12 protein-coding genes and 1 tRNA gene are annotated in these 12,997 nt (G+C 69.4%); 10 read left to right on the forward strand and 3 right to left on the reverse strand.

Annotated elements, in window-relative coordinates; genetic code table 11:
• Positions 1-116 precede the first annotated feature (116 nt).
• Positions 117-1,229, reverse strand: coding sequence for a hypothetical protein (locus tag HNR09_RS12195; protein ID WP_179542293.1), 1,113 nt, complete (start codon positions 1,227-1,229; stop codon positions 117-119).
• A 99-nt stretch (positions 1,230-1,328) separates the two neighbouring features.
• A complete protein-coding gene (dapD, locus tag HNR09_RS12200; RefSeq protein WP_179542294.1) occupies positions 1,329-2,300 on the reverse strand; it encodes a 2,3,4,5-tetrahydropyridine-2,6-dicarboxylate N-succinyltransferase in 972 nt (323 codons plus the stop codon).
• A gap of 30 nt (positions 2,301-2,330) precedes the next feature.
• On the opposite strand from dapD, the gene dapE reads away from it, so the two are divergent.
• From dapE to HNR09_RS12240, 8 genes are all read left to right on the forward strand, one after another.
• On the forward strand, positions 2,331-3,581 hold the full coding sequence (gene dapE / locus HNR09_RS12205; RefSeq protein ID WP_179542295.1) for a succinyl-diaminopimelate desuccinylase: 1,251 nt from the start codon (positions 2,331-2,333) through the stop codon (positions 3,579-3,581).
• A 218-nt stretch (positions 3,582-3,799) separates the two neighbouring features.
• Positions 3,800-4,813, forward strand: coding sequence for a TAXI family TRAP transporter solute-binding subunit (locus tag HNR09_RS12210; protein ID WP_179542296.1), 1,014 nt, complete (start codon positions 3,800-3,802; stop codon positions 4,811-4,813).
• Positions 4,810-6,921 carry a TRAP transporter permease gene (locus HNR09_RS12215; RefSeq protein WP_343047537.1) on the forward strand — a complete coding sequence of 704 codons (2,112 nt, stop codon included), beginning with the start codon at positions 4,810-4,812 and terminating at the stop codon, positions 6,919-6,921. The genes HNR09_RS12210 and HNR09_RS12215 overlap by 4 nt, the downstream gene beginning before the upstream one ends.
• A 32-nt stretch (positions 6,922-6,953) precedes the next feature.
• Positions 6,954-7,673 (forward strand): SDR family oxidoreductase, encoded by a 720-nt coding sequence (locus tag HNR09_RS12220; protein ID WP_179542297.1) that lies wholly within the window; start codon positions 6,954-6,956, stop codon positions 7,671-7,673.
• The gene (locus HNR09_RS12225; RefSeq protein WP_343047538.1) at positions 7,670-8,116 is read left to right on the forward strand and encodes a GNAT family acetyltransferase; all 447 of its coding nucleotides are present in this window, start codon (positions 7,670-7,672) and stop codon (positions 8,114-8,116) included. Before HNR09_RS12220 ends, HNR09_RS12225 begins: the two co-directional genes overlap by 4 nt.
• 25 nt (positions 8,117-8,141) lie before the next feature.
• The gene (locus HNR09_RS12230; protein ID WP_378937362.1) at positions 8,142-9,266 is read left to right on the forward strand and encodes an FAD-dependent oxidoreductase; all 1,125 of its coding nucleotides are present in this window, start codon (positions 8,142-8,144) and stop codon (positions 9,264-9,266) included.
• 314 nt (positions 9,267-9,580) lie between these two features.
• Positions 9,581-10,027, forward strand: coding sequence for an N-acetylmuramoyl-L-alanine amidase (locus tag HNR09_RS12235; protein ID WP_179542299.1), 447 nt, complete (start codon positions 9,581-9,583; stop codon positions 10,025-10,027).
• A gap of 106 nt (positions 10,028-10,133) precedes the next feature.
• On the forward strand, positions 10,134-11,513 hold the full coding sequence (locus tag HNR09_RS12240; protein ID WP_179542300.1) for a cryptochrome/photolyase family protein: 1,380 nt from the start codon (positions 10,134-10,136) through the stop codon (positions 11,511-11,513).
• A gap of 76 nt (positions 11,514-11,589) precedes the next feature.
• Here HNR09_RS12240 and HNR09_RS12245 read toward each other — a convergent pair.
• Positions 11,590-11,661 (reverse strand) — tRNA-Asn (locus HNR09_RS12245).
• 164 nt (positions 11,662-11,825) lie between these two features.
• Here HNR09_RS12245 and HNR09_RS12250 point away from each other — a divergent pair.
• Both HNR09_RS12250 and HNR09_RS12255 read left to right on the forward strand, forming a co-directional pair.
• A complete protein-coding gene (locus tag HNR09_RS12250; protein WP_179542301.1) occupies positions 11,826-12,344 on the forward strand; it encodes an NUDIX hydrolase in 519 nt (172 codons plus the stop codon).
• Entirely contained in the window at positions 12,341-12,931 is a 591-nt protein-coding gene (locus HNR09_RS12255; protein ID WP_179542302.1) for a TIGR00730 family Rossman fold protein, read from the forward strand. The genes HNR09_RS12250 and HNR09_RS12255 overlap by 4 nt, the downstream gene beginning before the upstream one ends.
• Positions 12,932-12,997: the final 66 nt, after the last annotated feature.

Consider the following 12,997-nt stretch of genomic DNA (forward strand, 5'->3'; position numbering starts at 1 on the left):
GTGACGGTTCTGGGGAGGTCACGCGGCTGCCCAAGGACAACAGGGCTCTGCGAGTGGCCTTGATCCCTCCGCCGGGGCAGCTCAGGGTCGAGACGAGAGCAGCGCCGGGCGGCCGCTCAGAAGCCGATGGTCACCGCGTCGTCGTTGACCTCGTCCACGCGCGCCCAGCGGCCGGTGTCGCGGTCCCACTGATAGGCGCCGGCGTGCACGGACTGGGTGCCGTGGACATCTGCGGTGGCCACGGCCCAGTGCGCCACGGTCCACAGCCGCTGGAGGGTCGGGGCCGCCTCCTCGTCGGAGTCGGCCTCGTCGTCCGCGCCGGGCATGGTGACGGTGACGACGGTGCCCGCCTCCGGTCCGCCATCGGCCTCGTCATCGGAGGCCTCGGCCCGGTCGATGAGAATCGGACCGTACTCGTCAAGGTGAGCATCTTCCGCGTCGCCGTCCGCGTCCTCATCCTCGGCAGATTCGCCGTCCTCGTCGGCAATCCGCGCCTCCAATGCGGCCTGGGCGTCCTCGGGCACCTGCAGGGCCCCCGGCATCAGCTCGGCCAGCTCGTGGGCCATGCCGTCCGGGTCTGCCGGCGGTGCGTCCTTGCGGGACAGGTGGCAGGTCATCCCCACAGGCTGCTGACCGGTCAGCGGTCCGGCGAAGGCCCGACCGCGGTCGGCGTGCCGGGGATAGAAGCTGGGGTCCATCGGACGGTCGAGCGCCGTGGCCGCCTCAGAGATGCTGAGCTCAGGGGTCCAAGGGTCCTCGTCTCGGTCCTGTGCGGACTCCAAGGCGTCGTAGAAGCCCTTTACGGATGCGGCCGCCTCCGCGGGGGCGTCGTCGTCGGACCAGCTGGGCGAGCCCCGGCGGAACAGCTCACGGGCGTCCTGCTCCTCGGTGGCCTCCAACATCTGCAGGTCCGACTCCTGCAGAGCGATCCCCAAGGCGTCGGCGGCAGCCTCCTGGGGCAGTGCCCGATCCACTGCCATCGCCGAGATCAGGGCCGCGTTGGCGGCCTGTTCAGGGGAAAGGGTGTGCCGATCCTCACCGACCGGGACCTCACAGCGGGCGTCCAGCAGGAACTCCTGCTCGTCGATGTAGCGCCAAGTGCCCCACACCACGCCCGCCAGCGCCAGCGCCACAAGGGCCAGCACGGCCACAGCCCGACGGCGGCGCTTACGTCGGACCATCTCGCGCGTCGCCACGATCGGGCGGTCTGCACGGCGTCTGCTCATCATCGTGTGCGTGTCAGCCTCTGCTGCTCGGTCAGGGAACGGGCCGACGCCCCGGTCCGGACGTCTCCCGCGCAGGAGGCGTCCGGACCGGAACGTGGAACGTCAGTTGGCGTGCAGAGCCGTGTTGAGCTCCACCTTCTGGCCCTTGCGGGGCACCGCCTCGAGCCGGCCGGAGACAGAGTTGCGGCGGAACAGCAGGTTCGGCACCCCGGAGAGTGCGGAACCCTTGACCACCTCCACCACGTTGCCATGGTCATCGAGTAGGGAGACCTTGGTCCCGGCCGTCACGTAGAGCCCCGCCTCGACGACGGCGTCGTCGCCGATGGAGATCCCCACACCGGCGTTGGCGCCGAGCAGCACGCGCTCGCCGAGCGAGACCCGCTCCCTGCCGCCGCCGGAGAGCGTGCCCATGATGGAGGCGCCGCCGCCGACGTCGGTGCCGTCACCGACCACCACTCCGGCGGAGATGCGGCCCTCCACCATCGAGGTGCCCAGGGTCCCGGCGTTGAAGTTCACGAAGCCCTCGTGCATGACGGTGGTGCCCTCCGCCAGGTGGGCGCCGAGACGGACACGGTCGGCGTCGCCGATCCGCACGCCCACCGGCGTCACGTAGTCGACCAGCCGCGGGAACTTGTCGATGCTGAGCACCGTGACGTGCCCGCGGCCGCGCAGCTTCAGCCGGGTCGTCTCGAAGCCCTCCACGGCACAGGGGCCGAAGTTGGTCCAGACGACGTTCGTCAGGTGCCCGAAGATGCCGTCGAGGTTGATCGTGTTGGGCCGGGCCAGGCGGTGGGAGAGCAGGTGCAGGCGCAGCCAGACGTCCGAGGTGCCGGCGGCCTCGACGTCGAGGTCGGCCTCCACGGAGACCACCTCGGTGCGCACGCCTCGGTCCTCGTCGACGCTGGTGGCGGCCTCGAGCGAGGCGATCAGCTCGGCGTCCCCGTTCTCAGCGAGCGGGGCCAGCTGGGGGGAGGGGTACCAGGTGTCCAGCACCGTCCCGTCGGCGGTGACCGTGGCCAGACCATGGCCGGAGGCGACGCGGGAGGTGGATGCAGCAGTGTCCGTCGAAGTCATGACGCCCATCTTACGGACTACAGTGGAGCCATGCCCGTTGACGAGCCTGACGCTGACAGCCCGGTCGAGAGCGCCGCGCCCCGACCCGCTCCGCCGATCCTGGACCTCACCGCCGAGATCACCGAGCTGACCGAGCAGATCATCGCCTGCGAATCGGTCTCCGGGAATGAACGCCGCCTGGCCGACGCGGTGGAGTCCGCACTTCTGGAGCTGGGCGGGCTGTGGGTCCACCGTGACGGTGACACGGTGATCGCTCGCACCGACACCGGCGCCGACCAGCGGGTCGTGCTTGCCGGCCACCTGGACACCGTGCCGCTGCCCAGCGATCCGGAGACCCGCGGTGCGCCCGGATTCCGCGGCACCGTCCCGCCCCAGTGGATGACCGCCGAGGGCACGCCCTGCGGCACTCCGCCAGCAGCCGGCCGTGCCGAGGACGACGTCCTCTACGGACGCGGGGCCACCGATATGAAGGGCGGGGTCGCGGTGCAGCTCAAGCTCGCCGCCGACGTCGCTGCCCGCCTGCGGACCCTGACCGCTGCGCAGTCACTTGCCCGCGACGTCACCTGGGTCTTCTACGATCATGAGGAGGTGGAGGCCTCCAAGTCCGGTCTCGGCCGGGTGCTGCGGACGATCCCCGATCTGCTGGCCGCCGACTTCGCGGTGCTGCTGGAACCGACCCATGGTGCCGTGGAGGGCGGCTGCAACGGCACCTGCCGGCTGCGGGTGACCATGCCCGGAGTGGCCGCCCACTCCGGGCGCGCCTGGATGGGGCGCAACGCGATCCATGCCGCCGCGCCGATCCTGGCCGCGCTGGAGGCCTACGAGCCACGCACCGTCGACGTCGACGGCCTGGCCTACCGCGAGGGCCTCAACGCGGTGTCGATCAGCGGAGGCATCGCCGGCAACGTCATCCCCGACGCCTGCATCGTGGAGATCAACTACCGCTTCGCTCCGGACAAGACCGAGGCGCAGGCGCAGGATCACGTCCGCCAGGTGCTGCGCTCCGCCGGCATCGATGACGAGCTGGCAGAGGTCACCGACTCCTCGCCCGGGGCGCGCCCGGGGCTGGACCACCCCGCCGCGCAGGCGTTCGTGACCGCAGTCGGCGGCGTGCCCAAGCCCAAGTACGGATGGACCGACGTCGCACGATTCTCCGCGCTGGGTGTGCCGGCGGTGAACTTCGGTCCCGGAGACCCCCTTCTGGCGCACACCGATGACGAGCACGTCACGGCTGAGGCGCTGCGCGCCTGCTATGCGGCGATGCACCGCTGGCTCAGCTGAGTCGCTGACCCGAGTCGCCGGCCGGGCCTGGGAAGTCGCCCGGGATGACGCCTGGCTCGGCTTCGGATGATTCCTCCAGATGTGAAGCAGGTAACGATTCTGTCACCAGGGGCGCTCGGCTCCCCGTGGAGGCGGACTCTCGCATAGCCTTACTGGACGAGGTCAGAGGGGGACCCCCGTTCTGACCTGCTCGCATCACGTTCTTGAGGAGGACACCCATGAGGATCCGACGCACTGCCACCGCCATGACGGCGGCCGCAGCAATGGTCGCCCTGTCCGCATGCGGCGGCGACGACGACGCCGAGGGTAACGGTGAGGACGTCGAGGTCGGCAGCGACGAGGACTTCGTCACCGACCTGACCTTCGGCACCGGCGGCACCGCCGGCACCTACTACCCGCTCGGCGGTGAGCTCTCAGACATCTTCGAGGCCAACACCAGCGCCGACTCCGTCAACTACGTGGAGTCCGGCGGTTCCGGCGAGAACCTGGGCCAGATCTTCCAGGAGGAGTGGCAGCTCGGTCTCACCCAGAACGACACCGCCAACGACGGCGTCAACGGTGAGCTGGACGATCTCGACGGTGTCGAGCTGAACAACATCGGTTGGATCGCCAACCTCTACCCGGAGGCCGCGCACATCGTGGTGCGTGCGGACTCGGGCTTCGAGTCGGTGTCTGACCTGGAGGGCGCGACCATCGCAGTCGGCGACGCCGGCTCCGGCACCCGTGCCATCTCCGACGCCATCCTGGCCGCTCACGGCCTGGAGGAGGGCGACTACGACGCGGAGGTCACCGACTTCGGCGCCTCCACCGAGATGCTCGCCGACAACCAGATCGACGCCTCGATCTTCGTCGTGGGCACCCCGGTGGCCGGTCTGACTCAGCTGGCGGCCTCCACCGATGTGGACCTGCTGGCTCTCGACGGCGAGATCGCCGATGAGATCTCGGGAGACTCCGGTGCTGAGCCTTACGACATCTCGACCGAGGCCTACGACTTCCTCGACGAGGACGTCGAGACCGTCTCGGTGTTCGCCGCCCTGGCGGCGTCGACCACGCAGGTCAGCGAGGACCTCGGCTACGAGATCACCGCGGCGATCTTCGACCACGCTGAGGAGATCACCCTGGACGTCGGCGACTCCATCGACATCGAGGAGGCTCTGCTGGGCCTCGGTGACGTGCCGCTGCACCCGGGTGCTGAGCGCTACTACGACGAGCAGGGCGTCGACCTGCCGTGAGCGACGCACCTGCCCCGGGGAGGCTCCCGGCAGGTATGAAGGCGGGCGGTGACGCCCAGGAGAAGGCCGAGAAGGTCCTCCGCGAGCACGACACCTCCAGCCGGTTCCGTACGGACCTCGGCTGGTGGGGTTGGCTCGTGGGGGCCATCTCGGTGGTCTTCACCCTCTACCACCTGTATGCGGCGCTGGAACGCCCCTTCAACAACTGGATGCACGGCTCGCTCCACCTGGCTGGGGCGACGTCGTTGATCTTCCTGCTCTACCCGGTGAGCAGACGCCTGCTGGAGCTGCCGAGCACCGGAGTGCTGTGGAAGGATGCGCTGCTCGGACGCGGCCGGGGAGTGCCCTGGTACGACGTTCTGCTGGCCGCCGCCGGGGTGTTCTGCAATCTGTACATCTTCGTCGAGTACGGGCGTCTGACCGGCAATGCGGTGCAGATCCTCGGCTACACGGACCTGGACCACCTCGTGGCGGTCGCCGGCATCCTGCTGGTGTTGGAGGCCACTCGGCGCTGCGTGGGGCTGCCGATCGTCATCATCGCCACCTTGGCGATGGTCTATGCGATCTTCGGCAACCACAGCCCGCTGTTCCCACACCGCGGCATCTCGATGGAGAACTTCGCCACCAGCACGTTCCTCTCCACAGGGCAGGGTGTGTTCGGCACGCCGATCCAGGTGTCCTCGAACTTCATCTTCCTGTTCCTCTTCTTCGCGGTGGTGCTGCTGCGCACCAACATCGGCCAGTTCTTCAACGACCTGGCCTTCCGCGCGGCCGGCCGCTTCACCGGCGGCCCGGCGAAGGCGGCCATCGCGGCCTCGGGCCTGCAGGGGATGGTCTCGGGCTCATCGGTGGCGAACACGGTGGCCTCCGGCTCCTTCACGATCCCGATCATGAAGAAGGCGGGCTTCAAGCCGCATGTCGCGGCGGCCACCGAGGCCACCGCCTCCACCGGTGGGCAGATGATGCCGCCGATCATGGGCGCGGCGGCGTTCATCATGGCTCAGAACGTGCCTGATGTGGAGTACAACGACCTCATCGTCATCGCGGTGATCCCCGCCCTGCTCTACTTCCTCGGTGCGTTCCTCTCCATCCACTTCGAGGCCAAACGGAACCAGATCCGTGGTCTGCCCGTCGATGAGCTGCCCAGCATCCGATCGCTGGTCACCCGGGCTGACCTGCTGCTCCCGCTGGCCGTGATCATCGGCACGCTGCTGTCGGGGATGTCTCCGATGCGGGCGGCGCTGCTGGGCATCGCCACTGCGTTCGTGCTGAGCTTCCTGCGCTCCTCCACCCGGCTGGGCCCTCGGGGGCTCCTCGAGCTGCTCATCGCGGGTGCGCGCACCGCGCTGCCGGTGATCGCCGCCTGTGCGACCGCCGGGATCGTGGCGGGCACCGTGACGGCGACAGGACTGGGAGGTCAGCTGGGCCGTGGCCTGGTCGACATCGCCGGCGGCAGCTTCCTGCTGGTGCTGGTCATGGTGATGGTGGCCTGCATCGTGCTCGGCATGGGGCTTCCCACCACGGCGAACTACGTGGTCACCGCGACGGTGGCGGCACCGATCCTGTACAACAACTTCGACGTTCCGCTGATCGCCGCCCACCTGTTCGTGTTCTTCTTCGGGATACTCGCCGACATCACGCCACCGGTGTGTCTGGCGGCCTATGCGGGTGCGGGCATCGCCAATGCGAATCCGATGGCGGCCGGCGTGACGGCTCTGCGCATCGCCGTCGCCGGCTTCCTCATCCCGTACGTGTTCATCCTGCAGCCGGCGCTGCTGCTCCAGGGCACCTGGGTGGAGCTGGTGACCGCCCTGAGCACCGTGATCATCGGAATGATCGGGGTCTCCTCTGGGCTGGCCGGGCATCTGGTGGTGCGCGGCAGCCTGCTTGAGCGTTTCCTGCTGGTCGGCGGAGGCCTGGCCCTGATCTATCCGGAGCTGACCGTCTCGCTGGGAGGACTGGCGGCGATGGGAGTGGCAGTGATCATGCAGCTCGTCCGCCGCCGCGCGGGTCGAGGCTCCGAGGCAGAGAGCGCCGCCGACACCGGAGGGGAGATGTCTGAGGCCGAGGACGTCGACCCTGCTGGCGGCCGGGACGTCCGCGTCTGACGGCCTTCCGGCCAGATCGCTAGGCTGGGAGCATGAGCGAATCGAATCCTGCCGCTGCCCTGGAACGTCCCCTCGCCCTGGTCACCGGTGCCACTCGTGGCATCGGACGGGCGATCGCCGAGGACCTCGGCCGCACCCACCATGTGCTGGTCGGGGGGACATCGGCTGAGCGCGTCTCGGAGGTCGTCGCGGCCCTGCCCAGCTCCGGACCCTTCGTCGCCGATCTCACGGATGCCGAAGCGGTCGCTGCCGCGCTGGAGGAGACCGGTCTGGAACGACTGGACGTCCTGGTGCACTCTGCCGGGGTCGCCGGCTCCGGTGAGGTCGGCACGGCGTCGCTGGAGCTGTGGCGGCACATGTTCGAGGTCAACGTCTTCGCCGTGGCCGAGCTGACCAGGCAGACCCTGCAGGCCCTGCGCACGGCCCGCGGCCAGGTCATCGCCATCAACTCCGGCTCCGGCTACACCTCCCGAGCCGGCGGAGGCATCTACTCGGGCAGCAAGTTCGCCCTGCGCGCGCTCACGGACGCGCTGCGTGACGAGGAGCGCGGCACCGTCCGGGTGACCTCCATCCACCCGGGACGGGTGGACACGGACATGCAGCGAGAGCTGCAGTCGCAGATGGGCAACCGGGACTACGACGGCAGCATCTACATCGCCCCGCAGTCGGTGGCCGACACGGTCCGGCTGGCGGTGGACATGCCCGAGGCGTCCATGGTCGAGGATCTCTCCATCCGGCCGGTGCATCGGTGAGCGGGGACACCGCTGCTCAGCAGATCGTCGTGCTTCCGCGCGATCTGGTGCCGACGGCGGCGGCGCTCTGGCACGAGGCGGGCCTCACCCGTCCCTGGAACGACCCGGAGGCGGACTGTCTGCGCGCGCTCGACGGCGAGGAGTCCACAGTCTTGTGCCTGCGCCCCGGTGGTGAGTCCTCCTCGCCGGAGGAGTTGCTGGGCACCGTGATGGTCGGGCATGACGGCCACCGCGGATGGATCTACTACCTGGCGGTGCCCGTCACGCTGCGCGGTCAGGGCATCGGGGAGCGGCTGGTCCGCGCCGCCGAGACCTGGCTGCAGGAGCGAGGCATCCCGAAGCTGATGCTCATGGTACGTCGAGAGAACACCACCGTCCGCGAGTTCTACGACCGGCTGGGCTACTCGGAGCAGGAAGTCGTCACACTGGGGCGGTTCCTGTGAGCTCGGTCCAGGATGGAGAAGGATGATGACCGGGAGCCGCCACGTGGTGATCGGTGCGGGGCTGGCAGGAGCATCGGTGGCCTGGCGTCTGGCGCAGGCCGGACATGAGGTCACCGTCCTCGAACGAGACGTCCCGGCCAACGCCCAGGGCAGCTCCCATGGCTCGGCGCGGATCTTCCGTCATGCCTACCCGAGCCGCCTCTACACCGAGATGGTCGTCCGTGCCGAGGCCGGCTGGGAGGAGCTCCACGAGTCCTCCGGAGTCCAGGCACTCACCCTCACCGGCGCCGTGGACCACGGGGCGCTCCGCCGGCCGACCGCGCTCGCCGAGGTGTTGGAGGCCTGCGGCGTGGCTCATGAGCTGCTCTCCGGCGCCGAGGCCCGGCGACGGTGGCCGATGTTCGCCTTCGAGACCGAGGTCCTCTGGGACCCCGGGGCGGGCGTGGTCGACCCCGAGGCCGCAGTCCAGGCCATGCTCGACCTGGCGCGAGAGGCTGGAGCCCACGTGGAGACCGGCTGGGAGGTCGGGCGTGTGGAGAGAACCCGGACCGGGCATCGGCTGACCTCCACCGACGGGCGGATCTGCGAGGCCGGGGAGCTGATCGTCTGTGCCGGAGGGTGGCTGCCGCAGCTGCTGAGCGAGCTGCCGCTGCCAGCCGGCTTCCTTCCGGCTTCGCACGCGGTGGAGGTCCGCCAGGAGCAGGCCTTCCACTTTCCGTACCGCGGGGGAGCGGGGGAGGCCGCTGCCTGGCCCACCTTCATCCACTCCTCGGCGGACATCACCGTCTATGGCCTGCCGGGCGGGCGCGACGCCGGCCACGCGGGCCAGAAGGTCGCGGAGTTCAACGGCGGGAGGGTCATCCCGTCGGCGGCGGCTCAGGACGGCAGGGTCGACGAGGCTAATCGCCGTCGGGTGACGGGGTTCGTGGCGGAGTTCCTCCCCGGAGTGGAACCAGCGCCCTATGCAGAGACCACCTGTCTGTTCACGAACACGGCCTCCGAGGACTTCCTCATCGACCGGTACGAGCGGCTGACCGTGGTCTCTCCCTGTTCTGGCCACGGCGCGAAGTTCGCCCCGCTCATCGGGGAGCTCGCGCTGGCCGCTGTGACCGGGGAGGGCGAGGTGCCTCGCGAGTTCCGTGTGGTGTGAGACCTGCGGTGTGTGCCACCTGGTTCGCCGTCTTGAGCCCTGTGCGGCACTGCAGTAGCTTGACATGCATGGACTATTCGCGGCGATCCTTCTTCACACTCGGTGCCGCCGGTGCGACCGCCGTCGGCCTCTCACTCAGCGGGGCTCCGGCTCAGGCGGCACGAACCGATGGAGCGCCTGCGGGCGCGGAGGCTCCCCACGGCGGCACGCCGGGCAGCGGGGATGCGATTCGTCCGACCTCTTATGACGACGACGGGCGGCGGAGGAACCCGGCGAATCCTTTGGGATGTCCTCTGGGCAAGGGGGCGTGATCCGTGGACCCCGCCTGGAAGCACACCGAGAACTACACGGCCGGCCGTGACGGGACTGCTGTGGACCGGATCGTCATCCACTACATCGTGGGCACCCTCGCGGCGGCCGACGCGACCTTCGCAGACCCGGATTCGGGAGTGAGCGCCCACTACGGCATCGGCGAGGGGGCGCTGCATCAGTACGTCAGCGAGGCCAACACCGCCTGGCACGCCGGAGACCTTGCGATGAATCGGCGCAGCATCGGGATCGAGCACTCTGCGGACTCGGACCGGTCGCCCAGTGCGAGCACCTACGAGATGTCGATCGACGTATGCACCCGCATCTGTCGCGAGTATGGACTCGACCCGCAGACCCAGATCATCCCGCACAGCTCGGTGGTGGCGACGGCGTGTCCGGGCACGGTCGCGATCGCGCGGATTCGTGATGGCGTGGACTCCCGGCTGGGGTGAGGTCGACGCGCTCCGTTGCCATGAGCTGATATGAGCTGACATGTCGGGGGCCGTGCGGAGTCGCGGAGCGCTGCCGCAGACCGCCCGCATCTGACAGGCTGATGCCATGGATCGCACTCTCTGTCTCTTCCGAGACGACCTCCGCGTCACTGACAACCCTGCCCTCACGGCCGGACTGGAGCGGCTGGGCTCCGGAGGCGATGTGGTGGCGCTCTACGTCCTCGAGGACTCCACGCCCGGCCTGCGTCCTCTGGGCGGGGCGGCCCGATGGTGGCTGCACGGGGCGCTGGAGGACCTGCGCCGCTCGCTGGAGCAGCTCGGGATCCCTCTGCTGCTGCGCCGGGGAGATTCGCGCCGCATCGTGGCCGAGACGGCGGAGGCCGCCCGGGCGAGCCGTGTTCACCTGACCCGGCGCTACGGCGTCGCCGGCCAGGACGTCGACTCCGAGCTCATGGCCACCCTGCGACGGCGCGGAGTGGCGGTGGAGGAGTGGCCTGGCCATCTTCTGCACGAGCCCGAGGACGTCGCGACGGTCTCGGGTGAGCACTACAAGGTGTTCACCCCCTTCTGGCGGGCCCTTCGATCGCGTGCCGTGCAGGAGCCCCTTCCAGCCCCTCGTGGGGGTCAGGGCCTGCAGAGCGTGCGCCACTCCCTCAACGGCCTGGGTGTGTCTTCAGGCGACTTGTCCCGGTGGGAGCTGAGGCCATCGTCCCCCGACTGGGCGGCCGGGCTGCGGGAGATCTGGGAACCCACAGAGAGGGCCGCGCTGCGGCATCTCGAGGACTTCGTCGACGGCGGGATCGAACGCTACGCCTCGGAACGGGATCTGCCCGCCGCGCCTGCCACGTCGGGGCTGTCGCCATTTCTGCGTTTCGGGCAGATCAGCGTCCGGCAGGTCTGGCACTCGGGGGTCCGGGCCGGCGGGACGGATCGTGAGGACTTTCTCTCGGAGCTGGCCTGGCGGGAGTTCCATTGGCACCTGCTGCACCACCACCCCCGGATGGCGGAGCAGAACATGCGTCCCACCTTCGACGCCTATCCGTGGCAGTCCCGGCGAGATGCTCCCGAGCTCTTCCGCGCGTGGGCCCAGGGACGCACAGGGTTCCCGCTCGTCGACGCCGGCCAGCGGGAGCTGTGGCGGACCGGGCATATGCACAACCGTGTGCGGATGGTGTCGGCGAGCCTGCTGGTGAAGAACTTCGGAATCGACTGGCGAGAAGGCGAAGCCTGGTTCTGGGACACGCTGGTGGACGCGGACGCCGCGTCCAATCCGGGAAACTGGCAGTGGGTCGCCGGATGCGGGGTCGACGCCGCGCCGTACTTCCGGATATTCAACCCCGAGCGACAGCGGCAACGCTTCGATCCGGAGGGCAGATATGTGGCCCGGTGGGTCCCTGAGCTGGGGTCGACCGAGTATCCGGCCCCTGTGGTGGAGCTGCAGGAGAGCCGTCAGGAGGCTCTCGCCCACTACCAGTCGCTGGGCTGAGGTGCCGAGGGCAGTCCGGGCCTCCCATGAGAGAGGGCGCATATCAGACAGTGCTGATATGCGCCCTCTCGAAGAGCTCCCCCAGCTGGATTCGAACCAGCAACCCCTCGATTAACAGTCGAGTGCTCTGCCGTTGAGCTATGGAGGAATGCGACTGAAAGAGTGTAGCAGTCGATTCTCGGCCGAGGGAAATCGCCGTGGCCGTGGCAGCGACGAGCATGCCTGGCGGTCCGAGAGGCCTCCACGTGCCACCACATCGACGGGTCTGTCCGGGCGTGGGCCGACGTCGCTGCGGGTCGGCGCCCGAGTAGCATGGACGTCGTGCTGACCACTGATCATGCCCTTGAGGCCGCCCCGGAGAGTCCTGTCCTGCCTGCCGCCCTGACGGCGAGCGACGCTGTGCAGCTGGAGCAGGGGACCATCCACGTGAGCGCAGTGGTGATCCGCAACTCCGGAGGCGAGGTGCTCACTGTCCGGAAGAGCGGCACCGATCGCTTCATGCTCCCCGGAGGAAAACCTGTGCCCGGGGAGACGCCGGTGCAGACTGCTGTGCGCGAATGCGAAGAGGAGCTCGGCGTCGAGCTCTGGCCGGAGGACCTCCGCGCGCTGGGAACCTTCCAGGCCGTGGCGGCCAACGAGCCGGGGCTGCTCGTCACCGGGGAGGTCTTCGTCCATGATGCCGCCCCAGCCGCCGTCGACGCCGCCCCGGCCGCCGAGATCGCCGAGCTGCGGTGGCTCTGTCCGGCCTCCGCGCCGCTTCCGGAGGACCTCGCCCCGCTGCTGTCCGAGGAGATCCTGCCCGCGCTGCAGGCCGAGGTGGCCACGGCGTGAGGTCTCTGACGGTCTTCACCGGCTCCAGCCTCGGCCATGACCCCGTGCACGCCTGTGAAGTGCGCAGGCTCGGCGAGAGGCTGGCCAGGCAGGGTGTCACCGTCGTCTACGGGGGCGGGCACGTGGGACTCATGGGTGTGCTGGCCGACGCCGCTCTGCAGGCCGGCGGGGAGGTCCATGGGGTGATGCCTCGGGGGCTCGCGGACCGGGAGGCGGCCCATCCTGGGCTGACGCGCCTGGACGTCGTCGCCGACATGCACGAGCGCAAGCGCCGCATGGCCGAGCTGGGCGAGGGGTTCCTCGCCATGCCCGGAGGCGCCGGAACTCTCGAGGAGCTCTTCGAGGTCTGGACCTGGCAGCACCTGGAGATCCACGCCAAACCTGTGGGGCTGTTCGACGTCGACGGCTTCTGGCAGCCGCTGCTGGCCGTGGTGGACCACATGATCGCCGCCGGCTTCCTCTCCTCCTCCCGGAGGGAGAGCCTGATCGTGGAGGAGGACGTCGAGCCCCTGATCGCCCGCCTGGGCTCGCGCGCCCAGCAGGCGGCTGCGGAACCCGGCGTTGAGGTGGACGTCTCGAAGATCTGAGCGCCATGTCGGAGCCGCCGCGACTGCTATCCTCTCTTCGACCCCGGCGCCGATTCCCGCCGTGTT

It is taken from the genome of Nesterenkonia xinjiangensis (assembly GCF_013410745.1).
Classification (GTDB): Bacteria; Actinomycetota; Actinomycetes; order Actinomycetales; family Micrococcaceae; genus Nesterenkonia; species Nesterenkonia xinjiangensis.